The organism is Niallia endozanthoxylica, from assembly GCF_008710145.1.
GTDB lineage: Bacteria > Bacillota > Bacilli > Bacillales > Cytobacillaceae > Bacillus_BD > Bacillus_BD endozanthoxylica.
In genome coordinates, this window is record NZ_VYKL01000019.1 from 99,695 (window position 1) to 122,107 (window position 22,413).

At 37.0% G+C, this 22,413-nt stretch carries 20 protein-coding genes and 1 riboswitch; of the genes, 14 read left to right on the forward strand and 6 right to left on the reverse strand.

What is annotated here, in order from left to right; genetic code table 11:
• Positions 1–487: 487 nt before the first annotated feature.
• The 4 genes from F4V44_RS13260 (at position 488) to F4V44_RS13275 (ending at position 5,441) form a co-directional block, all read left to right on the forward strand.
• Entirely contained in the window at positions 488–1,795 is a 1,308-nt protein-coding gene (locus F4V44_RS13260) for an aromatic ring-hydroxylating oxygenase subunit alpha (RefSeq protein WP_150440499.1), read from the forward strand.
• Complete coding sequence (locus tag F4V44_RS13265; protein WP_150440500.1) at positions 1,792–2,271, forward strand: aromatic-ring-hydroxylating dioxygenase subunit beta; 480 nt, start codon at positions 1,792–1,794, stop codon at positions 2,269–2,271. The genes F4V44_RS13260 and F4V44_RS13265 overlap by 4 nt, the downstream gene beginning before the upstream one ends.
• 236 nt (positions 2,272–2,507) lie before the next feature.
• On the forward strand, positions 2,508–3,227 hold the full coding sequence (locus F4V44_RS13270; RefSeq protein ID WP_150440501.1) for a YebC/PmpR family DNA-binding transcriptional regulator: 720 nt from the start codon (positions 2,508–2,510) through the stop codon (positions 3,225–3,227).
• 105 nt (positions 3,228–3,332) lie between these two features.
• On the forward strand, positions 3,333–5,441 hold the full coding sequence (locus tag F4V44_RS13275; protein WP_317978325.1) for an MMPL family transporter: 2,109 nt from the start codon (positions 3,333–3,335) through the stop codon (positions 5,439–5,441).
• A gap of 63 nt (positions 5,442–5,504) precedes the next feature.
• On the opposite strand, the gene F4V44_RS13280 is transcribed toward F4V44_RS13275, so the two are convergent.
• The gene (locus F4V44_RS13280; RefSeq protein WP_191090673.1) at positions 5,505–7,154 is read right to left on the reverse strand and encodes a Na/Pi cotransporter family protein; all 1,650 of its coding nucleotides are present in this window, start codon (positions 7,152–7,154) and stop codon (positions 5,505–5,507) included.
• Between the two features lie 425 nt (positions 7,155–7,579).
• Between F4V44_RS13280 and F4V44_RS13285 the strand changes: the two genes are divergently transcribed.
• The 4 genes from F4V44_RS13285 (at position 7,580) to F4V44_RS13300 (ending at position 10,867) form a co-directional block, all read left to right on the forward strand.
• Positions 7,580–8,191: a cell wall hydrolase gene (locus F4V44_RS13285; protein ID WP_150440503.1), complete on the forward strand. Its 612-nt coding sequence runs from the start codon at positions 7,580–7,582 to the stop codon at positions 8,189–8,191.
• A gap of 126 nt (positions 8,192–8,317) precedes the next feature.
• Positions 8,318–8,908 carry a class I SAM-dependent methyltransferase gene (locus F4V44_RS13290; protein WP_150440504.1) on the forward strand — a complete coding sequence of 197 codons (591 nt, stop codon included), beginning with the start codon at positions 8,318–8,320 and terminating at the stop codon, positions 8,906–8,908.
• A 166-nt stretch (positions 8,909–9,074) separates the two neighbouring features.
• Positions 9,075–9,443, forward strand: coding sequence for a helix-turn-helix transcriptional regulator (locus tag F4V44_RS13295; protein WP_150440505.1), 369 nt, complete (start codon positions 9,075–9,077; stop codon positions 9,441–9,443).
• A gap of 224 nt (positions 9,444–9,667) precedes the next feature.
• Positions 9,668–10,867, forward strand: a complete 1,200-nt coding sequence (locus F4V44_RS13300) for an MFS transporter (RefSeq protein WP_150440506.1) — start codon at positions 9,668–9,670, stop codon at positions 10,865–10,867.
• Between the two features lie 49 nt (positions 10,868–10,916).
• Here the strand turns inward: F4V44_RS13300 and F4V44_RS13305 are convergent, their stop codons facing one another.
• Entirely contained in the window at positions 10,917–11,093 is a 177-nt protein-coding gene (locus F4V44_RS13305) for a YozQ family protein (RefSeq protein WP_150440507.1), read from the reverse strand.
• A 308-nt stretch (positions 11,094–11,401) separates the two neighbouring features.
• Here F4V44_RS13305 and F4V44_RS13310 point away from each other — a divergent pair, with 308 nt between their 5' ends.
• The 3 genes from F4V44_RS13310 (at position 11,402) to F4V44_RS13320 (ending at position 14,569) form a co-directional block, all read left to right on the forward strand.
• Positions 11,402–12,949, forward strand: a complete 1,548-nt coding sequence (locus F4V44_RS13310) for a hypothetical protein (RefSeq protein ID WP_150440508.1) — start codon at positions 11,402–11,404, stop codon at positions 12,947–12,949.
• A gap of 333 nt (positions 12,950–13,282) precedes the next feature.
• Positions 13,283–14,047: an NRDE family protein gene (locus tag F4V44_RS13315; RefSeq protein WP_150440509.1), complete on the forward strand. Its 765-nt coding sequence runs from the start codon at positions 13,283–13,285 to the stop codon at positions 14,045–14,047.
• 45 nt (positions 14,048–14,092) lie between these two features.
• The gene (locus tag F4V44_RS13320) at positions 14,093–14,569 is read left to right on the forward strand and encodes an SRPBCC family protein (RefSeq protein WP_150440510.1); all 477 of its coding nucleotides are present in this window, start codon (positions 14,093–14,095) and stop codon (positions 14,567–14,569) included.
• A 58-nt stretch (positions 14,570–14,627) separates the two neighbouring features.
• Here F4V44_RS13320 and F4V44_RS13325 read toward each other — a convergent pair whose 3' ends face one another.
• Together F4V44_RS13325 and F4V44_RS13330 are read right to left on the reverse strand one after the other, a co-directional pair.
• A complete protein-coding gene (locus F4V44_RS13325; RefSeq protein ID WP_150440544.1) occupies positions 14,628–15,347 on the reverse strand; it encodes an NAD-dependent protein deacylase in 720 nt (239 codons plus the stop codon).
• A gap of 144 nt (positions 15,348–15,491) precedes the next feature.
• Positions 15,492–16,628, reverse strand: a complete 1,137-nt coding sequence (locus F4V44_RS13330; RefSeq protein ID WP_150440511.1) for an AbrB family transcriptional regulator — start codon at positions 16,626–16,628, stop codon at positions 15,492–15,494.
• A 162-nt stretch (positions 16,629–16,790) separates the two neighbouring features.
• Here F4V44_RS13330 and F4V44_RS13335 point away from each other — a divergent pair, with 162 nt between their 5' ends.
• Both F4V44_RS13335 and thiW read left to right on the forward strand, forming a co-directional pair.
• Positions 16,791–17,237, forward strand: a complete 447-nt coding sequence (locus tag F4V44_RS13335; RefSeq protein ID WP_150440512.1) for a DUF6376 family protein — start codon at positions 16,791–16,793, stop codon at positions 17,235–17,237.
• A gap of 95 nt (positions 17,238–17,332) precedes the next feature.
• Positions 17,333–17,440: riboswitch (TPP riboswitch) on the forward strand.
• Between the two features lie 83 nt (positions 17,441–17,523).
• A complete protein-coding gene (gene thiW / locus F4V44_RS13340) occupies positions 17,524–18,027 on the forward strand; it encodes an energy coupling factor transporter S component ThiW (RefSeq protein ID WP_150440513.1) in 504 nt (167 codons plus the stop codon).
• A gap of 81 nt (positions 18,028–18,108) precedes the next feature.
• On the opposite strand, the gene F4V44_RS13345 is transcribed toward thiW, so the two are convergent.
• Entirely contained in the window at positions 18,109–18,945 is an 837-nt protein-coding gene (locus F4V44_RS13345) for a methyl-accepting chemotaxis protein (protein ID WP_150440514.1), read from the reverse strand.
• 325 nt (positions 18,946–19,270) lie between these two features.
• Between F4V44_RS13345 and F4V44_RS13350 the strand changes: the two genes are divergently transcribed.
• Positions 19,271–20,020, forward strand: a complete 750-nt coding sequence (locus F4V44_RS13350) for a glucose 1-dehydrogenase (protein WP_150440515.1) — start codon at positions 19,271–19,273, stop codon at positions 20,018–20,020.
• Between the two features lie 60 nt (positions 20,021–20,080).
• On the opposite strand, the gene F4V44_RS13355 is transcribed toward F4V44_RS13350, so the two are convergent.
• Complete coding sequence (locus tag F4V44_RS13355) at positions 20,081–22,399, reverse strand: thiamine pyrophosphate-dependent enzyme (RefSeq protein ID WP_150440516.1); 2,319 nt, start codon at positions 22,397–22,399, stop codon at positions 20,081–20,083.
• Positions 22,400–22,413: the final 14 nt, after the last annotated feature.

Here is a 22,413-nt window from a genome sequence, read left to right on the forward strand (position 1 = left end):
GGTCTATAAAAAAAATATTGAGTAAAGCATGTAAAAGGAAGATATTTTTGATTAGATTTTATCGAATTTTGCGCTTATAATGTGAATATAGTCAAAAAAAGAGAAAATTTAAAAGTTTCTCTTATTAAAGAATTGAAATAGAAATAGAAATTATTTTTGTTAGAGAAGAAAAAGGACATATGGTAAATTATCGTGTATCCGATTTCACTCCAACAAAAAAAGGAGGATCGCGCATAACATATCATAATATTAATTATTGTATAATAATTTTTGGTTATGATATAATAAAAAGTAAATTAGAATATAGTTGATTTTATTGGTGGTAATATTTCCTTTGAGTAAAAACTAATAAATTCCATAATATACTTATATAATTTACTTAATTTGTAAGCGCGTTCAGTAAGAGCTTTCATGCAATAAAAATAATCTTGAAAGATTGTTTTTATATAAATTTTCTAAGTAATACAGAATTCTAGGAGGGACATTGATGGGGAAATATGTAAGAGAAGACAAAGAGAAGTTGTCATTCAAAGTCAACAGACAAGCATTTGTTAATCCAGAAATTTTAGAAACAGAAAGAGAAGCCATTTTCAGTAAGTGCTGGCTTTATATCGGACATGAATCTGAATTACCAAACAAAGGTGATTTCCATAGAAGAAAAGTTGGCGGACGTAATTTAATCTTTACTCGCAGCCAAGATGACGTTATCCGCGCTTTCTATAACAGCTGTCCACACCGTGGAGCATTAGTTACTCGTGAAAATTGCGGCAACTCTAAAGTATTCCGCTGCTTCTACCATGCATGGAGCTTCAATAACCAAGGTGAACTAGTTGGTATGCCTGATAAAGCAGGTTTCCCAAATGACCATAACTGTGATGGAGCTAAAAACCTTGCTACAGTAAAGCGTCTTGAAAGCTATCGTGGATTTATGTTCGTAAACTTCGATGATAACGCTGTATCTTTAGAAGAATACTTAGGAAATGCTAAAGAATACTTAGATTTAGTAGCTGATCAAGCATTTGCTGCTGAAGATCCAACTCAAGGAATGGAAGTTCTAACGGATCCTCAACAATACAGTGTACGTGCGAACTGGAAACTATTGGGCGAAAACAGTGTTGACTTATACCATGGTGTTCCTACACACAAAACTTATTTTGATATTGTTGCTACTCGTGGCGGTACAATGGAAAAAGACAGTCTTATTGGTGAAGGTAAAGATCTTGGCGGCGGACATGCTGTTATGGAATACTACTCTGCTTGGCCAAGACCAATTGGTAAATGGATCGAAGGCTACGGAGAAGAAGCGAAAGAAGTAATCGAAGGGTACAATGAAAGATTAGAAGCAAAATTCGGTAAAGAAAGAGCACACCGTATTGCTAAGAAAAACCGTAACATCTGGATTTTCCCTAACTTAATCATTAACGATATCATGGCTATTACAATCAGAACTTTCTATCCAATCGAGCCTGGATATATTGAAGTAACTGGTTATGCATTAGCTCCTAAAGCTGAAAATGAAAACTTCAGAGAAGTTCGTAATGATAGCTTCCTAGAATTCTTAGGACCATCAGGTTTCGCAACTCCAGACGATAATGAAGCGCTTGAACTTTGTCAAGAAGGTTTCTTAAATGCGAAAGAAGCAGGCTGGAACGATATCTCTAAAGGTATGAACAGAGAAGTACCTCAAGCAACAGACGAAGCACAAATGCGTGCATTCTGGCGTAGATGGAATGAATTAATGTTGGCTGAAGAAGCAAAAAGAGAAGGTAAAGAAGCTGAGGGGGTTAACGCATGAATATAACACGTCAAGAAGTTGAAGAATTTTTATATCATGAGGCAGAACTACTTGATGAATGGAAAATGCAAGAATGGGCAGATTTATTCGCTAAAGAAGGAACATATGTAATTCCTCCTATCGGTAGCCCAAATGCAGATTTCAAAACAGCTTTATTCTTGGTTCATGATGATAGAGCACGTCTTGAGCAAAGAGCATTACGTTTATTAAAGAAAGAAGCTCACGTTGAGTTTCCACATTCAAAAACTACACATAATGTATCTAACGTAAGAATCGTTAGCAATGAAGATGGTGTTGTAACAGTTAAAGCTAACTTCGTTACTTACCGTGCGAAACGTGATTTCTTAGATACTTATGTAGGTGTTAATGAATACCAATTAGTTCAAGAAGATGGCGAATTAAAGATTCTTTCTAAGAAAGTAATCCTTAACTTAGAAGCTTTACGTCCACAAGGTAAAGTAAGTATTCTTCTTTAATATTCAAAACACGCATGGAAATCTCCATGCGTGTTTTTATTTGCGTCACAATAGATTCTAAGTTATTTCACTAGGAAAGTAATTTTTATTATATTTGACTTTTAACATATTCTTTGTTTAGGTATAATATATTTTGTGAATGAATAAGTAAGCGTCTAATACTATTATTGGTTAAGAGATGAGATGGCTTATTTAAATGAATAAATACATAAATTGTTGAAAGAGAGTGGGACTTTATGGGTCGTAAGTGGAACAATATCAAGGAAAAAAAAGCATCAAAAGACGCTAACACAAGTCGTATCTATGCCAAATTTGGAAAAGAAATATATGTAGCTGCTAAGCAAGGTGAGCCAGACCCAGAATCAAACCAATCTTTACGCTTCGTGCTGGAGCGAGCTAAAACATATAATGTACCAAGACATATTATTGATCGTGCCATCGAAAAAGCTAAAGGTGGCTCAGAAGAAAACTATGACGAGCTGCGCTATGAAGGGTTTGGTCCAAGCGGAACGATGATTATCGTTGATGCATTAACGAATAATGTGAATCGTACAGCATCTGAAGTTCGTGCTGCCTTTGGTAAAAATGGCGGGAATATGGGAGTAAGCGGTTCTGTTGCCTATATGTTTGATCAAACAGCTGTTATTGGGGTTGAAGGAAAAACATCTGATGAGGTGTTGGAGCTTTTAATGGAAGCTGACCTAGATGTTCGAGATATTATGGAAGAGGATGACGCTGTTATTGTATACGCTGAACCGGATCAGTTTCATGCTGTTCAAGAAGCGTTCAAGGCTGCTGGTGTAAGTGAGTTTACTGTTGCAGAACTAACCATGCTTGCGAAAAGTGATGTGACATTACCAGATGATGCTGTAGCGCAATTCGAAAAATTAATAGATGTACTTGAAGATTTAGATGATGTACAACAGGTGTATCACAACGTTGATTTAGGGGAATAAATAAATGAAAAGCAGACTTTTAACGAGGAAGTCTGCTTTTTTATTTTTCTTGCTCACATTTTCATTATGAATGGTCTTGAATAAAGTTATTTTTAATTGAAGGAAGTGAGATCTTTGTTTCGATTTCGAAAGAGTATCATCATCACTTGGATTATTTTTACAATTATAATGGGGTATTTTGCTATTAAATTACCGATTATACTTTCTGGAAGTGGCTTTGAAATGGAAGGGAGCTATGCCGCTACACAAAAGGTGTTAGAAGAGGAATTTAACCAAGATCCAAGGCCGTTGATTCTATTATTCGAAATGAACAAAAAGATATCAAAAAGTGAATTTGAAGCTTTTATTCGTAAAACCATCAATCATGTACTAGAAAATCATGAGGGGAAAGCGGAACCTCCTCAATATAAAAATCATTTTGCATATGTATCGATATCACTTGAAAATGACATTGATATTGACAGTTTCAAGTCCCAATTACCAAAGCATGATGATTTCAAGGTACTGCTTACAGGCAGCACAGTAATTGAAGATGAGATGAGTAAGGGGTCGCAAACAGACTTAAAAAATGCTGAGATGATTGGACTTCCAATCGCTTTAATTGTTTTGCTTATTGCATTTGGAGGATTGGTCGCAGCAGCTATTCCGATTGTCATTGGGGTTATTGCGGTATTATCAACGATGGGGATTGTCTATTTTTTAGGCCATTACTTAAACTTATCTATATTTGTTTTAAATGTTGTTCCGATGATTGGACTTGCCCTGAGTATTGATTTTGCACTTCTTTATATTAATCGTTTTCGTGAAGAATTAATTAAACATGACGTAAAGACAGCCATTTCCTATACGATGAAAACAGCAGGCCGTTCGATTGCCTTTTCTGGTCTATGTGTTGCTTTAGGCTTATCCGGCATGTTACTGATTGAAGTAGACATTTTCCAATCAGTAGCCATTGGTGGTATCGCCGTCGTCATTGTTTCCATTCTATCAGCACTAACCTTTTTACCCGCTATCTTATCAGTAATTGGACATAATATTAATAAAGCAATGATTCTTAAAGGGAATCGGAATGAACAAGCAAAATGGAAGAGTTTTGCGTCTTTTGTTATGAAACGACCTATTTTCATGACATTAGCTTCTCTTATTCTTCTAACCTTTGCTCTTTTGCCGATAAAAGATATGGAACTTGAGATTCCTGACGCCACTGCATTACCATCAGACAGTGAAACAAGGATAGCCTATGAAACATTCGAAAAGAATTTTGTACCTAGTGACGAGTCTAATGTAGTCATTGTACTAAAGTCAAAGGAAGAACTATTAAATAAAAAATCTCTCTTGAAGGTTCAAGACTTTATTTCGAGGCTAGAAGAACAAGCAATAGTTCATCACGTTGATTCCATTTTTTCAGCTACGGGTGTAAATTCGGAACAACTTCTTTTGATGATGCAGGATCCCATACGAAAAGCACAGCTTCAACCTGTTCTAGATTCATTAACAACAGCAAATAAAACACTTTTGTATGTGACGATAGATGCTCCTCCTGAATCTGACCAGGCAAAAGATTGGGTACGTGAAATAGAAAGAGAAGAAATGCCGCTTAGCTTTACAGTTGGGGGGTACTCAAAGTTCAACCAAGAAATATTTGATGAAATTTTTGAGAAGGTTCCGCTAGGACTCTTGTTGATTATTGGCTCAACCTATTTGATTTTGCTCATTGCTTTTCGCTCTGTCCTCATTCCATTAAAAGCAATCCTGATGAATATGTTCTCCCTCGGAGCAGCATTTGGAATTGTCGTGTGGATATTCCAAGAAGGGCATTTGGGCAATGCACCTTCAGCAATCGGATTGATGATTCCGGTTATTGCATTTGCCGTTGTGTTTGGGTTAAGTATGGACTATGAGGTATTTTTAATTTCACGAATTCAAGAAGAATATCTTCGTACAAATGATAATAATTTAGCAACATTAACTGGATTAACCATTACAAGCAAAATTATCACTGCTGCTGCAGCTATTATGATTGTGGTAACCAGAGCATTTGCTTTTACCGAAATTGTCCCTGTAAAACAAATTGGAATAGCTGTGGCATTATCCATCTTAATTGATGCGACCATCGTTCGAATGATTCTTGTGCCTTCGTTAATGAAGCTGTTGGGGGATTGGAACTGGTGGATGCCTTTTAGAAGCAAAAATATTCGAAAACCCGGGAATTAATCCCGGGTTTTCGAATATTTTATAAAAAAAATAAGATTGCATAGCATTTTAATATCATTCCAACTATCTAATTTCCGAGTAAAAGGTTTGCTCTGTGACTATCCTATTAGCGATATTGACAGCATGATTTCCAATTTGTTCAAGATTACTAATCATATCCATGAAGACAATACCGGCCTGAGGACTGTATTCACCGGATTGCAAACGATTAACATGCTGAGTACGTAGTTCTTCTTCTATTTTATTAATAAGAAATTCCTTTTCGATAACCTTTTTTGCTAACTCTTTATTGTTCTGATCCAATGCAGTGATAGATTCTTGAACAGTGCCGACTGTTAATTCAAACATTTTCTCTAAACACTCTAATGCATGATCCGTTAAATTGACTCTTATAGCCAGTTGATAATTTGAATGCTCGATGATATTTTCAAAGAGATGTCCTATTCTTTCGATATCTCGGACTGTATGAATCAACTTATTTTGTTCTTCTAATTCTATGTCTGATAAAGAGCATAAACCAATATCAACAAGATATTTTGTTATTTTACGCTCTAAACTGTTTAAAAATTCCGCTATTTGCTTAGAACTATTAGCATATCTATCTTTCTTTGTTTTAAAGAATAGATGGGAGTCTTCAAGTCCCTTGATAGCAAACTTCCCCATATAAATCACTTCTTCTTTTGCCTGCCCTAATGCAATAACTGTAGATTGTTTAATTAAATGAGAATCAAGTCTTTTTACACGATACTCGATAACAGAGTCTTCTCCAGGAATCAACTTCTTAATAGATAAGATTAATACATTAATGAATGGAAGGAAGAGTAAGCTGCTCAATATATTATAAATCGCATGTGCAAAAGCAATCGCCATTTCTGGGCTTAAATGCATAACAGATGTATTCCAGAGAATGAACGCAGCAAACGGCTTCAACAGTATTAAAAAGAGAATGGTGCCAATTACATTTATAAGTACATGTATTCCTGCAGCTCTTTTAGCTGCTGTCGATGCACCAAGTGACACAATGACAGCTGTAAGCGTCGTTCCAATGTTGTCACCGTATAAGATGGGAAGAGCCGCTTCAATTGATAGAAGAGAATCCGCATAAAGTCCTTGTAATATACCAACTGCTGCACTAGAACTATGAATTAGCATCGTTGAGATTGTTCCCGATAATACACCTAATAATGGCATTGAGCTTAATTGAACGACAAGCTCTTTAAAAACTTCCAGCTTACCAATCGGCTCCATTCCGAGTCTGAATAAGTCCAATCCATAGAAAAGTGCTCCCAGCCCAAAGATAATCTGCCCGACATTCTGTATGGTTTTCTTATTAAAAAGGAAAACAAGAAATGATCCAATTGCTATGATCAGCAGTGAGTATTCTTCTATATTAAATCCAATAATAATAGCTGTAACGGTTGTACCGATATTAGCACCAAGAATAACTCCTATTGCCTGACGAAGGGTCATAAAACCTACACTTACTAGACCGACTGTAATAACTGTCGTTGCTGTACTGCTTTGAATCATTACTGTTACAAGAATGCCTGCTAAAAATCCTATGAGTGGGTTTGTTGTAAATCGATCAAGAATATCTTTTAATTTGTTCCCGGCGCAATTTTGTAGTCCTGTACGCATTGTAGCTATGCCATACAGAAAGATTCCAAGACCTCCGAGCAATTCAAATAACATTCGTTGACTTTCTAAGTCCACATTTCCAACTCCCGACCACATTATTCGACAATATTATACAATTCTATTAAATTATGAAGGAAAGGTTAAGGTAATGCAAATATTATGTTAACTTTTTAAAAAATTATTAATAACAGTTAAATCTTTTGTTAATAAAAGTATGATAAGAGAATGACTCAAATGACAAACCTCCATGTTTTAATAACAGGATCATACATGAAATAAGGATGAAATGTTTTGTCATATTGTAGTATGATCTTTCCATTAAAGTATATAAACGGATATTATTTAGGTTCAGAATTATTTTCCAGCAAATCAAACAGCAGACGTCCAGCAATGCTTTATCCATTCTATGAATCTATTACCACATATTGGTTCATGAAACGTTTTGTTACAACTGATAGCCTAATAGTAGAGAAAACGCAGACTACTAGGAGGTAATCTTTATGAAAAAATTTAAAAAACTAAAAATGGCTGCATTAGCATTTGTGTCAACTGTATCATTATTTACATTTCAACCACCGACAGAAACAGAAGCAGCAAGTTTCACTCATACTGTACGTTCAGGAGATACTTTATGGAAAATTAGTAATCATTATGGTGTAGGACTAACAACTTTAAGAGCAGCAAATAACCAGACTAGTAATATGATTTATGTTGGACAAAAGCTAGTTATTCCACAATCTACTATTTCTGCAGCAGATAAAGACTTAATGGCTCGTTTAGTTTCGGCAGAAGCAAAAGGGGAGCCATATGCAGGTAAAGTAGCGGTTGCTACCGTTATTCTTAATCGTTTAGATCATCCTGAATTCCCTAATACTGTCAAAGAAGTCATTTATCAAATTGACCATGGTTATTATGCTTTTACACCAGTCCAAAACGGTACAATTAATCAGCCCGCAGATGTCGAATCGAAGAGAGCAGTATCTGAAGCACTTGCCTATAGAGGTCAAGGCAACGGATCACTTTATTTCTATAACCCAAATACAGCTTCAAGTAGTTGGATTTATTCAAGACCTGTAACCGTTACTATCGGAAATCATCGCTTTGCAAAATAAAAGATTACGAGATAAAAAGACTGACTCTAATTATAAAGGAGTCAGTCTTTTTGTGTTGTGTCTGCTCTATAAAGCAGGTAAACTTTGACTAAATAATAAAAAGCATTATAAGTTGGAGTGAACAAAATGAGTCAAGCATTCGCTAAATGGTATGATTTCTTCATGTATCCATTGGAGCAAGGAAAATTCAAAAATATCCGAACAAAGTTACTACAGAAATCATATGGAAAGGTAATTGAAATTGGTTCTGGGTCAGGGGTTAATTTCCCTTTATACGAAAAGGTAGAAAGTGTAACAGCTATTGAACCTAGCCCATATATGATTGAACGTTCGAAAAAGAATATGTATGACGCTTCTGTTCCTATTGAAATCATTCAATCAAGTGCCGAAAAATTGCCATATAATGATGATACCTTTGATACCGTTGTTGCCACCTTAGTCTTTTGTACTATACCCGATACACAAAGAGCGATAAAGGAAATTAAAAGAATTTGCAAACCTAATGGGAAAATTCTTTTATTTGAACATGTTAGAATGGACAATCCGTTTTTAGCACGACTGCAGCAAAAATTAACCCCCTATTGGAGTAAAATTTGTGATGGCTGCCAATTAGATCGAGAAACCGTTCATACATTTACAACGGACAGTTTTCATTTAGTAGAAATGAATCGGTACTACAATGGTCTGTTTGTTACGCTGGAGCTTGAGTTAAAATAGGAAAAGATATTTTGTAAACGACCATCTCATCCATATCGTAAGACTGTTTAGTAAATATGCTTTTAATTTCAAATTTTTTCAAGGAATGCTGCAAATTCATATTCCAAACTAACACACTGTGCTATAATATAGTCAGAAAAGTAAAATAATGGATGGTGTATAAATAATGGGCATCCGAAAAAGAGAAAGCACTGGATTTCTACTGAAGCAGAGGGCGTTCTTAAAGTTATACTTAATCACAAATATTGAAAATGGCAGATGGTATGGACTTCAGCTGTTAGATGAAATGCGAAAAGAATTTCAACCTTTTGGCTTTGAACCGCAGCATTCAGAAATTTATCGGGCTTTACATGATTTATTAGAAGATGGTGTGCTGACAAGGGGAAAAATTAAAAAAGGCGATTCAAAGTACCAGGAGGTTGCCGTATATTCTATTAAAGACAAGGAAAAAGCAAAAACCTATAAAAAAATGGTTAAAGCTGATTTAGACCGTTCAGCTCAGTTGCTAAGAAAAGCACTTGAAGATAATTATTAATAACTCATAATAAAAAGACATTCGTTCATGAATGTCTTTTTATTATGAGTTATTGAAAGGTTTTCTCTATATTGTATTGTTAGTTTTTTTGCAGTAGGTGTAATGCTTAGTAGATTCAAATACCGTCAGCGAATTTTTTAATCTTTCTTGGTTAATCTGTCTAATTTTGTCTATATTAAAATGGTAAAGACAAATGTCATGATAATCTGATGGAGGCTTCAACAATGGCAGAAAAAACAATTTCTCAGAAAAAGCTGTTAGGGGTAGCAGGACTTGGATGGATGTTTGATGCAATGGATGTCGGAATGCTGTCATTTATTATTGCTGCTTTATCGGCTGACTGGGGGTTAACACCGGGACAAATGGGCTGGATTGGCAGTGTGAATTCAATTGGAATGGCAGTTGGAGCTCTTCTTTTTGGTATATTGTCCGACCGAATCGGCCGGAAAAATATATTTATCATTACACTTCTCATGTTTTCAATAGCTAGCGGGCTTTCAGCATTTACAACAACTCTTACCGTATTTCTTATTTTACGCTTCTTTGTCGGCATGGGTCTTGGCGGTGAATTGCCGGTTGCTTCAACGCTTGTTTCAGAAAGTGTACCAGCAAAGGATCGTGGACGTGTGATTGTTTTACTGGAAAGCTTTTGGGCATTTGGTTGGCTCCTCTCTGCACTTATCTCATACTTTGTCATTCCTTCTTATGGATGGGAAACTGCGCTTATTATCAGCGCGATTCCAGCACTCTATGCTTTATATTTACGTATAAGATTACCCGATTCGCCGGCTTTTTCACCTAATAAGGTGAAAAAAAGAAGTGCCTGGCAAAATATTTCTGATGTGTGGTCAAAGGAATATGCCCGTTCTACCTTTGTATTATGGGTGCTGTGGTTTACAGTTGTTTTTTCCTATTATGGAATGTTCCTTTGGCTGCCAAGTGTTATGGTTATAAAGGGATTTAGCATGATTCAAAGCTTTGAATATGTATTGATCATGACTCTTGCACAGCTGCCTGGTTATTATTCAGCTGCCTGGCTGATTGAAAGAATGGGGCGTAAATTTGTCCTTGTTACATATTTATTAGGTACAGCAGCTTCGGCACTTGCCTTTGGTAACGCAGAGACAACTTCCATTTTAATGACTTCCGGTATTTTATTATCGTTCTTCAATCTCGGTGCCTGGGGTGCTCTATACGCCTACAGTCCTGAACAATATCCGGCTGTCATCCGCGGGACAGGGTCAGGTATGGCGGCAGCCGTTGGCAGAATTGGTGGAATTCTCGGTCCATTGCTCGTTGGCACATTGGTAAGTGCCGATTATTCCATCTCCTTCATCTTCACCATATTCTGTATCAGCATCATCATTGGTGTTGTAGCAGTAGCCTTTTTTGGTAAAGAAACTCGTCAACTAGAACTGAATTAAAAAAATCGCTCAATAGATGCATCTATTGAGCGATTTTTTTAATTACCGTTTATCCTTTATCTTGATTGGAAGGATCATGTGTCATCATATCTCCAACCATATAAGAATCACTTACTTGTTCATGAGTGTCTGCTAAACCTTTCGACTCTTGATTGTTTTTTTCATAATCACTTGAATCATAAATTTTGTTAACTGGTTTGAAGTTATTTTCTTTACCTTTATTCATAATATAATACCTCCTTTATTTCTCTAGTTTTCTTCAATTTAATAAAAACCATTCCTATGATTAGACAAAAGCATCTTAAAATCAAGATTATTATGACAAGAATCACTTTCTTCAGATTTTTTGTTTTCAACTGAATTGGGATTTAACTTTGTAAAATACGGACATTATACAAAGGGATTTGTTACAGAATTTAGTTCCGGAAAGCCCGCTCCTTTAGGTGTCGAGATGAATGGAATGCCTTTTGCATTGTCAAACAAACGTTCTTATTGTATGATAGACATATACATAAATGGAGAGGAGTGGTAAATATGGCAAAACGAAAACAAAAGAAACCTACGTTTATTTTAGAATGTAAGTTGATCACGGAGCCTTTCGTTCAAGACATCCTAAATAAGCGTTTTCGCATGGGCGAAAGACTCTACAACACCACTCTTTCCTACGCCTTAAAACAACTTCAATTCATGAAAGAATCCAAACGTTATCGAAAAACCCTACGCTTGTATCAAGAAGCAAAGAACCTGTTAGAACGAACGCAACCAAAAGAACCAATCAAATTCTACCAACAAGAAAAAGAAACGTATCGACAAGAATTAACGGCGATTCGTCTATCTTTCGGATTAAACGAGTATGGTCTTCACGACTACATCAAAAAACACCAACATAACTATAAGAAACACATCGACAGCCTGACCGCTCAAAAAATTGCCACGCAGGTTTGGCAGGCAATGGAGAAAGTCCTGTTTCATGGCAGTAAAGCTCATTTTAAAAAATACGGAACCCTGACTTCTCTCGAAGGAAAGAAAAACAGTTCAGGGATTCGCTTTCGTGACCATAAAGTTCTTTGGAATGGACTCGACATCCCTGTTAAGGTCCGTCACAATGATTTATTTGCCCAAGAATCTCTCGCTTCTCATCGAGTGAAATACTGTCGGATCGTTCGCAAACGGATCCGTAGAAAACAAGCTTTCTACGTTCAACTTATTATGGATGGGATTCCTCCTGCTAAACGAATCAACGCAACAGGAGCTTTTCGTCATCCAGAATCCCCGAATGAACGGGGTGGCATCGATATTGGCACGTCAACGGTAGCGATTGCCTCTAAAAAAGAAGTATGGATTCAGCCACTCGCACCGAAGGTTCCACTGTTAGAAGCCGAAAAAAGACGATGGCTTCGAAAATTGGATCGCAGTCGCAGAAGCGCCAATCCACAAAACTATCATCCAGATGGAACCTTTCAAAAAGGAATCAAATTAACCTGGAATCGAAGTAAAAACTATTATAAAACTCTCTATCAACTCAAAGAAATTGCTCGCTTAAAAGCAGTCTATGTAAAAGAACAGCATTCAAAATTGGCAAACCGCATTCTTTCTTGTGGAAATGAGTGGTATGTAGAAACCATGAATTTTAAAGCGTTAGCGAAACGAGCCAAAGAAACCAAAATCAATTCAAAAACAGGAAAATTCCAACGCAAAAAACGATATGGCAAGAGCATTGGAAACTATGCCCCTGCCAAACTGCTTAGAATCCTTAAACAAAAATTAAACCATCTCGACAAAGAGCTTTATGAAGTTCATACTCGAACCTTTAAGGCAAGTCAATACAATCATGTGACAGATACGTTTAAAAAGAAAAAACTCCATCAACGATGGGCTCCTATTAACGGACATCTTGTACAACGGGACTTATACAGTGCCTTTTTATTAATGAACAGCGAGGCTCATTTGGAACACACGAATAGACAATTATGTTTCGACACCTTTGATACCTTTTTGATTTTGCATGACAGGCATATGGAAGAATTAAAACAAAGCCATCAGAACCTACCAGGCAGTATGGGAATCCAACAAATGAGCTAAGGACTCAATCCTTTGTAGGTGGAGCTACCCGCCTTCATTAAAGATGCTCGCTAACACAACATCGGTTGTGTAGAGCATAAAGTCTCTTGGAGTAGAGGATCAATCGAAGAGGTTGTACGCAGACCACCGTTAGATCCATAACGGAAAGGAATCTCTCCTTTCCATTAGGTTCAACGATCTGCGGAGAGCTTCGTAACGCTTCTACCTGTCATCTTAGAATCACTTTCACGTACAAGAGAACCCCACTGCTTTAGTGGTGGGAGTAGTCAGAATAATACTATCAATTCATTCATTTCCATGTATGGTAAAGAATAATCTAAAGGAGGTGAAAAGATGTGTTTAATTTTATTTGCCTATCATGTACATCCTACCTATAAACTAATTGTCGCGGCAAACAGAGACGAATTTTTTCAAAGACCTACTGCATCTGCTCATTATTGGAATGATAACCGAAAGATTCTTGCTGGACGTGATTTAGAAAAGATGGGTACTTGGATGGGCGTCACGACAAAAGGGCGGTTCGCAGCATTAACTAATTATAGAGACCCGAGCGAGTTTTCATTGAAGAAACGATCTCGTGGGGAGTTAGTGGCAGACGCATTACAATTTAAGGGTGATGTTCATGCTTATATGAAACGATTAACTGCAAATAAAGACTTGTACCCCGGATATAATTTGCTTGCTGGAGATGCCAATAACCTGTACTATTATTCAAATAAAAGCGACCATTTAAAAAGATTGACACCGGGAGTTTATGGTTTAAGCAATCATTTATTGGATACCGAATGGCCAAAGGTTCAAAAGGGAAAGGCAGGTTTGTCCTCTATTATAAAAATGAATGACTGTTGTATGGTTGAGGAGCTTTTTATGCTTCTGCAAAATTCAGACCCAGCCCCAGATCAGCTCTTGCCGAATACAGGTGTTACTCTAGAAATGGAAAGAATGCTTTCACCATTATTTATTAAGAGTGATAATTATGGGACAAGAAGCTCTACCGTCATTAGAATATCGGATAATGAGATTCAATTTAATGAGAGAATTTTTACTGAGAATGAAAGGAAAGATCAGGCATTTTCGATTCAAATCACGGATGAATAAGATTTATTTACATAACAAGAATGGTAAGCTAGAGGAGGGGAAGACTTGTTAGCTGTAATTGAAAAAGTTAATAATGGATACCTTGCACAGTTTGAACGATACTATCATCATTCAATTGAAGAAGTATGGGCTTATTTAACCGAAAATGATTTATTGAACAAATGGTTTTCAGAGTTGCATATTGAAGCGCTAAAAAAAGGCGGCCTTATTAAGTTTGATATGGGTGATGGTACATTTGAAGAAATGACGATTACAAACCTCGAACATCATGCGGTATTAGAATTTACTTGGGGGGAAGATATCGTTCGTTTTGAATTACAAAAAAAGGCTGATGGATGCCGGTTAATCTTAAAAGAAAAGTTACAAACCATTACAAACCACACACCTAAAGATCTTGCAGGATGGCATATTTGTTTAGATGTGATTCAAGCATTGCTTGACGGACAAACGATTGACAGCCGGGAAGAAGTATGGAAGTCATGGTATGAAAAATACGTTCAAGCAGTTGAAATCATGAAATAAAAACAGCGGACATGTTGTCCGCTGTTTTTCGTTAGATAAATTCAGGTGAATCCTCGTCTTATTCAGGAGAATCGTTTGAATTCAATTCAACTAATAGCTCTCCGATTTTCCTGTCGTGTATGACTTCATCTGCATACCTATCAAAATCAGTTTTTTCCATATTAACAATGACCAATTTCGCTCCGTGTTCCTTTGCAATGAGTGGAAATTGATTGGCAGGCGTAACACTTAAGGAGGAGCCTAAGACAATAAACAAATCTGCTTTTACGGCCTCCTCATACGCCGTGTGAAATGCTTCTTCCGGAAGTGACTCTCCAAATAAAACAATTGACGGACGCAATACGCCTCCACAAGTGCAGTAATATTCCTGATGAATATATTCTTCACTGCTGTATTCTTTCCCGCATGACTGACAGTGCAGCTTTTGTAAAGTACCATGTAATTCTGAAACATGTTTGCTGCCAGCTTGCTGATGAAAGCCATCCACGTTTTGCGTAATAATATGTTTAACCGTGCCTTTCTTTTCCCAATCCGCTAAAATAAAGTGTCCCTTGTGCGGTTTATATTCCTTTACGCCTAGGACTCTTTCACGGTAAAAAGAGATAAATTCTTGGACATTTTCATTCAATGCCCTTGTGCTGGCAATTTTGCTTGGATCCTTCTTATTCCACATTCCTTGCTTGGAAGAACGGAAATCCGGCAAACCGCTTTCTGTTGACATTCCAGCTCCAGTGAAAATAACCGTATAATCGGATTCGCGTAACCATTTTTTTACCATCATCATTTTTAGCTCCTTATAAATTTCTTAATTTTATTCTATGATAACCCACTAAGATTCACAATTAATACAGTAGTTAAGATATCAATGTCTTTAGATAGCAAAAAGGCAGCATACAAGATATAAGCGGCTGCCTTTTTCCCATTATACTGACATTTTCGATTGCATGCTCTTTTGTTGTTCTTTTCGATTTAACATTCTAAAAAACGGAGGGAGGACAAGGATGACAAAAACAATACGAAGTACTTGAACAGCTACAACAAATGTAGAATCTGCCTGTAGAATAACTGCTGTTGTCGACATTTCTGCGACTCCCCCAGGTGCAAATGCAAGAACAGAGGTAATGAGCGAAATACCTGTAACCTTTGATACGAAATACGCACATAAAAACATGGCGATAATTAGTCCTATCGTGCCTAAAAATGCCACAAAAACGGCTTTTCCAACTCCAATAAACATACTTCTTTGAAAACGAGAGCCTACGCTGGTAGCAATGAATATTTGTGACAGTATCATAATAATCTCTGGCCACCAGATTGCTAGATTATGTCCAGTAATAAAAGAATATACACTTTGAAACAGAGCAACAAAAATCATTCCGCCCACAAGCCAGGGTGCGGGAATCTTTAAAAGCTTACCAACAAAATAACCGGCCCAGGCCGCCAAACCTAATAATACCGTCCCAAGCAGCTGACTTAATGAGAAGCCGTCTGCGGTAAGTGTGTTACTAGCAGCCACGGTGGAATCCACAGGGGAGACAAGCCAGGCTGAAACAATAATTGGAATAGTTAGTACAGTTAAAAATACACGCATGGTTTGGATAATACTAACGATTGCTGTATTCGCACCCACCTCATCGGCTATTCCAGGCAACGTTGCTACCCCTCCAGGTGCTGTAGCAAAAAAACTTGTAATCATATCCGTTTTACTAAATTTCCATAGAAGTAATCCGGATAGAAGTGAAAAACCAATTGAAAGTAATAGCATAACTGAAATGGTTATCCAGTTTTCACTAAAAATATGGAGAATGGAATAATTGATTTGTTTTCCAAGCTCAATCGCTAACAGCCATTGCCCTAGATTCAGCCAACTCACTGGAAGTCCCTTGGGTGAATGGGTAATTTTCAGCCAATCAGGCTGTCGGAAGCAAAGCAATGCAGCTAATATGATGGTCCCTAGCATCCAGCCAATACCCAGACCTGTTAAAGAAAACAAGAATCCTCCCATACTGCTGACAAAAATAAACAAGATACTGTGATTAAAAGCTTGATTCCGTTTCATGATACCCCTTCTTTAATAGTTGATTTGGTAATAACGTTTAATATTAATAAATATAGTATATCTTTTCAAATAAAGAAAACAAATTGATTAATAAATGGCTTTATTTTCAGTTTGCTAAACATTCATGTTACTATATAAAGAGAATAAAAGGGAGGTTTACTAATGAAAAAGACAATTATGTTTATTGTAATAAGCTGCCTGCTAATTCTTGGAGGCTGTTCATTCATAAGCGAGGTTAACAGCACGGTTGAATATGCCAATGAGGCAACAGAATATATTGATACTGTTCAAAGCTTTGCCAACGAAGTACCAACGCTGGCACAGGATGCTGTCATAGATGAAGCCGCGAGGAAGAATTTAGAAAGCGAACTTCTGACCATGAAGGAGGAAATCGAAAGGTTTAATGAGATTGAACCACCTTCAATTGCGGAAGACCTTCATACCCAAATCGTCAACTCGAACACAAAGCTCACAGAGGGGATTGACTTGTATTTAACAAATATAGAGAACGGAGTATTGGATCCTGCTTTCCTTGAGGAAACAGGCCTATTAACAACCATAACCGAAATAACAAGTTTGATGGAGAATATCCAACAGTTGTTAAATTAATTCATGACTCATTTTTTAAAAGTTAAATGAAAATGGAGAATTTACTTTACAATTCAGTCATATCATATTATGATAATATAAGATTATGAATAGGCGATATCTACTAGGGGTGCCTTAATAAGGCTGAGAGAAAAACATTTGTTTTTTAACCCTTTGGACCTGATCCGGATAATTCCGGCGTAGGAAAGTAGGATTTAATTTAACTTTCTTCTTGTAATCAAAGCCGGGTCCTTTCAGGGATTCGGCTTTTTGTTTTTTAATATCAGCTATAGAGAGGAGAAACAAGATGAACAAAACATTGAAATTGACAATGACAGCTATGTTTGTTGCAATTGGAACACTTACTAGCCATCTGATTTACATACCCATTGGATTTACAAAAGTTTTCCCGATTCAACACTTTTTGAATGTATTGTCTGCCGTATTATTAGGACCAGCCTATGCTGTCTTACAAGCATTTTCTGTTTCGTTATTAAGAAATATGATGGGGACCGGTTCAATCTTTGCGTTCCCAGGGAGTATGATTGGAGCATTGCTAGCTGCCTTCTTATTTGCGAAAACTAAGAAACTATCCTTTGCGTTTACCGGAGAAATCATCGGTACAGGAATATTAGGGGGCTTGGCATGCTATCCGATTGCAACACTCCTGCTAGGTCAAGAGGCCGCTCTATTTGGCTTTATTCCTGCATTTATGGTCAGCTCATTTGCCGGAAGCTTGTTTGGTTTTATTATGTTAAGCATTATGCTTAAAAATCCTTCCATTAAATCCTTTCAGCAAAAAAACTTATAATCGGATTGAATGGGGAAGTCCAGCAACAGAAAAGGAACAGCTTTGCCTTTAAAAGCTGTTCCTTTTCAAACATTTAATCTATTACAAGCGCTTAGATAAGTTCAGTAAAAGCTTTGAGATTTCCTCAAACCTTGATATACGAGAATTGATTTCTTTTGCTTTTTCTAATTGGTCAATGACAGTTGAATTGATTGCTGCTACCTCTTCTGTAATCTTCTGTAATTCGACTTGGAGATCACGCAGTGTTTTTTCTATTTCAACACTTGCATCATTACTATTTCCAGATAATTTCCTAATTTCATTTGCTACAACTCCAAAGCCTTTACCAACCTCTCCAATTCTAGCCGCCTCGATGGCCGCATTTAACCCAATTAATCTTGTTTGAGAAGAAATGGATTTAATAGACTCCAAAATTTGATTTGTCTTTTTAAATTTATTGTTGATTTCATCCGCTTTGCTTTGAAGCGTAATACTGTCATCATTTAACTGAGAGGCCACTTTTAGGAATTGATTAATAATATTACCAACTTCATTACTTGATTCAGCAAGCTCTACAGCACTTTTGTTCAGGCCCGTCCAAGTTTCAATATTTTTCGCAATGCCAACGGAACCGATTACATTTCGATATTCATCTAAAAGGGGATAACCATAAATTCTAACAGGGATTCCATATAGTGAAGCATCTATGTTTTTAGCTGCAGGTTTCTTCGTTCTCATTGCCTCAGCCATGGCTGACTTAGGATTGACGGGATCACCTGGAGAAATATTTAATTTAACCGTTTTACCATCTTTTTGGATAACAAATTTTTTTTTATCTGTAACAGCAAACCCCAAATCAGCCTGCATGATTTCTGCAATCCATGGCGTAATCGTTATTAATGCTTCCATTAATTCCTTTCCAGTTGCTCTAATTTCCATCGGTTTCTCCTCTCTTTATGTACAAATTATAAGGTTTAATAGGCGATATTATCTTTAAATATTATTATACACTAATTGGTCACGGAGAAATATGAGAGAATGATAAGGTTCTAAAAACGTTATAAATAATCTAAGCAATATAGAACAAGAGAGTAAGAAAATTTCAACCCTGTGATGTCACGAATACTACATGATAGAAAGGACAGTCACTGACAGGTGTATTTCTCTTTTATTGAATTACTCTAAAATTAGATAGATAATGAAAATTATGTTGGAAATAAACTTCAGAAACCATTATATACAATGAAAGGGATGAGAGATAAAGATGAGTTTTACCAATAAAACAGTAATTGTTACAGGAGCAGGGAAGGGAATTGGAAAAGGAATTGCGCTTTCCTATGCTGATAAAGGAGCGCATGTTGTTGTTGCTGAAGTGGATGAAAAAGCTGGTGCCGAAACCGTACGAATCATTAAAGAACAGGGGAGAGATGCTCTTTTTATCCAAACGGATGTAAGAAATGAAGCAGATATCGTTCACTTAATGGAAACAGCTTTTCATACATACGGCAGGATTGATATTTTGATAAACAATGCAGGTAAGGGAGTTTTTAAATCTCTATTCGACTTATCAATAGAAGAATGGGACGATGTGATCCAAACTAATTTAAGAAGTGTCTTCTTAGGATCACGAGAGGCGGCAAAGTTTATGCGGCAAAACGAGGGGGGAGGCGCGATTGTTAATATTGCCTCAACAAGAGCCATCATGTCTGAACCAAATTCAGAATCCTACGCTGCAACGAAGGGGGGGATCGTAGCCATTACACATGCACTCGCTGCATCATTGAGCAATGATCGGATTATGGTAAATGCCATTTCACCGGGCTGGATTGAAACAGATGATTACTCCAAGCTAAGTCAAACGGATCATGCACAGCATTTGTCAAAACGGGTAGGCAAGCCTGAGGATATTGCACGTGCTTGCCTGTATCTTACAGCGAAGGAAAATGACTTTGTTACAGGGATAAACCTTGTCGTTGATGGAGGAATGACTAGGAAAATGATTTATGAAGAGTAGAAAAACAATAAAGAAAACCCTCTTGGATTTCCAAGAGGGTTTCATCCTTATCTTATAATCTTATAGATATGGACTTTCGTGTTTTGCTTTCAATTGGTTCCAACGACGTTCTACTTCGCGTTCGAATTCTTGAAGCATTTCTTTATTTTCTTCTTTTAACATGTGTTTTGTTTTACCCATGTGTTTTAACCAGTCACTAAGTTCAATGCGTTTCTTCTTATCTTCTGGGTTATAAGTAAGTTTTGTAACACCTTTTTCCACTTCATAAAGAGGGAAGAAGCAAGAATTAACTGCAGCATCTACAATCTCTTGTCCCAGTGTTTCATTTGATTTCCAGTTTAACGGACAGGCAATTAGGATTTTACCATATACCATACCTACATTATTTGCATACCATTGCGCTTTCGCTGCTTTTTTCACAAGGTCTTGAGGGAATGCTTCAGAACCTGTGAATACGTATGAAATATTTGTTGCAGCCATGATTTGAGCTGTGTCTTTATGATGGAAAGCTTTACCTGCTTGATATGGTCCTACAGCAGAAGTACTTGTCATATGTCCTAGTGGAGTAGAGTAAGACAATTGGCTTCCAGTGTTCATGTAACCTTCATTATCATACTCAACGATAATCATTTTATGGTTACGTAAAGCTGTACCAATCGCAGGACCCATACCAATGTCCATACCACCGTCACCAGTTACCATAACAAATGTAAAGTCATCACTTAATCCAAGTGCATCAAATTCACCACGACGTTTTCTTTCATGGAACATTTCCACAACCCCAGATAATGTAGCAGCACCATTTTGGAATAGGTTGTGAATATAAGTTTGTTTATGTGAACTGTAAGGATATCCTGTTGTAACAATCATTCCACAGCCAGTATGGAATAGGGCAACAATATCGCCTTCGATTCCTTTAAAGAATGTTTCTAATCCAGAGAAAATACCGCATCCAGGGCAAGCACCATGTCCTGAAGAAATACGTTTTGGTTTTTTCGTTAAGGCTCTTAATGGAGGAATCTTAACTTTTAATTCACCAGTTTCTTCATTAGGAGTAACCGTAATAAGACCTGTACGTAAATCTTCTTTTTTCAATGGTTCTACACGACGTTTTGGTGCTAATTCAGGGTTACCTGGTGTATGACCAAAATAATCAAATGGTACTTCAACTTTGTCAGCTTCAACAGCATCGATTGCCAGTTGGAAGAACTTTTCAGCATCATCTGCATAGAAATCCTTACCGCCTAAACCATAAACGCGGTTGATCACTTTTGTATCATGGTTTCCATATGTTTGTAGTGCTGCTCTAACTTCTAGAGCCATGTTACCGCCATGTGCACCGTAAGAATCTCCACGGTCACCAACAGTAATAGCTTTTACGTTCTTTAACGCCTCAGCAATTTGCTTTTGAGGGAAAGGACGAAGAATGTTAGGAGAGATAACTCCTGCCTTAATGCCTTTTGCACGTAATTGGTCAACAACATCCTTACATACTTCAGTTGCTGAGTTAAGCATGAATACTGCTACTTCAGCATCTTCCATTTTATAAAGGTCAAGGATTGGATACTCACGTCCAGTTAATTCTGCATATTCTTTTGTGATTCTTTCGAATACTTTTTCAGCATTATACATTGCTTCAGATTGTTGATAACGGTTGTTGATTGTATCAGGCTCATTCATATAAGCACCAATTGAAACAGGGTTATCACGGTCTAAAGCATGTGGGAAATTCGTTGGCATTTCACCGATAAACTTCTGAACTTGATCATTATCCTTAATAACTTGAACACGTCTCTTTTGGTGAGAAGTAAAATATCCATCATAAGAAACAATAACAGGTAAGCGAACTTCAGGATCTTCCGCTAATTTAATCGCCATGATATTCATATCATATACAACCTGTGGATCACGAGCCATTAAAATCGGCCAGCCGATATTTAAGGCAAAATATAGGTCAGAGTGGTCGCCATGGATGTTTAATGGTCCAGAAACTGAACGGTTTACTAAGTTTAATACCATTGGCATACGAGTTCCTGATTGAACTGGCAGTTGCTCAAGCATATATAAGAAACCGTTGGCGCTTGTTGCGTTGAATACACGTCCGCCGCCTGCTGCAGCACCGTAACAAATACCTGCAGAACCGTGCTCACCATCAGCAGCAATCAATTTAATATCATGTTGTCCTCTTGCTTTCATTCCATCAAGGAACTGCGCTACTTCTGTAGAAGGGGAGATTGGATAATATCCCATAATATGATAGTTAATTTGGTGTGCTGCATATGCAGCCATTTCATTACCTGATTCAAATACTATCGCTTGTTCAACAGATCCTTCTGATAGGCCTGCTTTTGCTTTATCTATAACAATCTCTTTAGACATGTACGTAATCACCT

What these genes read in the sequence shown, in the direction of transcription:
- F4V44_RS13270 (WP_150440501.1), top strand. Translation starts at nt 2,508, where the DNA reads ATGGGTCGTAAGTGGAACAATATCAAGGAAAAAAAAGCATCAAAAGAC.
- F4V44_RS13345 (WP_150440514.1), bottom strand. Translation starts at nt 18,945, where the DNA reads ATGGAAATTAGAGCAACTGGAAAGGAATTAATGGAAGCATTAATAACG.
- F4V44_RS13315 (WP_150440509.1), top strand. Translation starts at nt 13,283, where the DNA reads ATGTGTTTAATTTTATTTGCCTATCATGTACATCCTACCTATAAACTA.
- F4V44_RS13355 (WP_150440516.1), bottom strand. Translation starts at nt 22,399, where the DNA reads ATGTCTAAAGAGATTGTTATAGATAAAGCAAAAGCAGGCCTATCAGAA.
- F4V44_RS13300 (WP_150440506.1), top strand. Translation starts at nt 9,668, where the DNA reads ATGGCAGAAAAAACAATTTCTCAGAAAAAGCTGTTAGGGGTAGCAGGA.
- F4V44_RS13330 (WP_150440511.1), bottom strand. Translation starts at nt 16,628, where the DNA reads ATGAAACGGAATCAAGCTTTTAATCACAGTATCTTGTTTATTTTTGTC.
- F4V44_RS13295 (WP_150440505.1), top strand. Translation starts at nt 9,075, where the DNA reads ATGGGCATCCGAAAAAGAGAAAGCACTGGATTTCTACTGAAGCAGAGG.
- F4V44_RS13325 (WP_150440544.1), bottom strand. Translation starts at nt 15,347, where the DNA reads ATGGTAAAAAAATGGTTACGCGAATCCGATTATACGGTTATTTTCACT.
- F4V44_RS13265 (WP_150440500.1), top strand. Translation starts at nt 1,792, where the DNA reads ATGAATATAACACGTCAAGAAGTTGAAGAATTTTTATATCATGAGGCA.
- F4V44_RS13290 (WP_150440504.1), top strand. Translation starts at nt 8,318, where the DNA reads ATGAGTCAAGCATTCGCTAAATGGTATGATTTCTTCATGTATCCATTG.
- F4V44_RS13260 (WP_150440499.1), top strand. Translation starts at nt 488, where the DNA reads ATGGGGAAATATGTAAGAGAAGACAAAGAGAAGTTGTCATTCAAAGTC.
- F4V44_RS13350 (WP_150440515.1), top strand. Translation starts at nt 19,271, where the DNA reads ATGAGTTTTACCAATAAAACAGTAATTGTTACAGGAGCAGGGAAGGGA.
- F4V44_RS13305 (WP_150440507.1), bottom strand. Translation starts at nt 11,093, where the DNA reads ATGAATAAAGGTAAAGAAAATAACTTCAAACCAGTTAACAAAATTTAT.
- thiW (WP_150440513.1), top strand. Translation starts at nt 17,524, where the DNA reads ATGAACAAAACATTGAAATTGACAATGACAGCTATGTTTGTTGCAATT.
- F4V44_RS13310 (WP_150440508.1), top strand. Translation starts at nt 11,402, where the DNA reads ATGGCAAAACGAAAACAAAAGAAACCTACGTTTATTTTAGAATGTAAG.
- F4V44_RS13335 (WP_150440512.1), top strand. Translation starts at nt 16,791, where the DNA reads ATGAAAAAGACAATTATGTTTATTGTAATAAGCTGCCTGCTAATTCTT.
- F4V44_RS13285 (WP_150440503.1), top strand. Translation starts at nt 7,580, where the DNA reads ATGAAAAAATTTAAAAAACTAAAAATGGCTGCATTAGCATTTGTGTCA.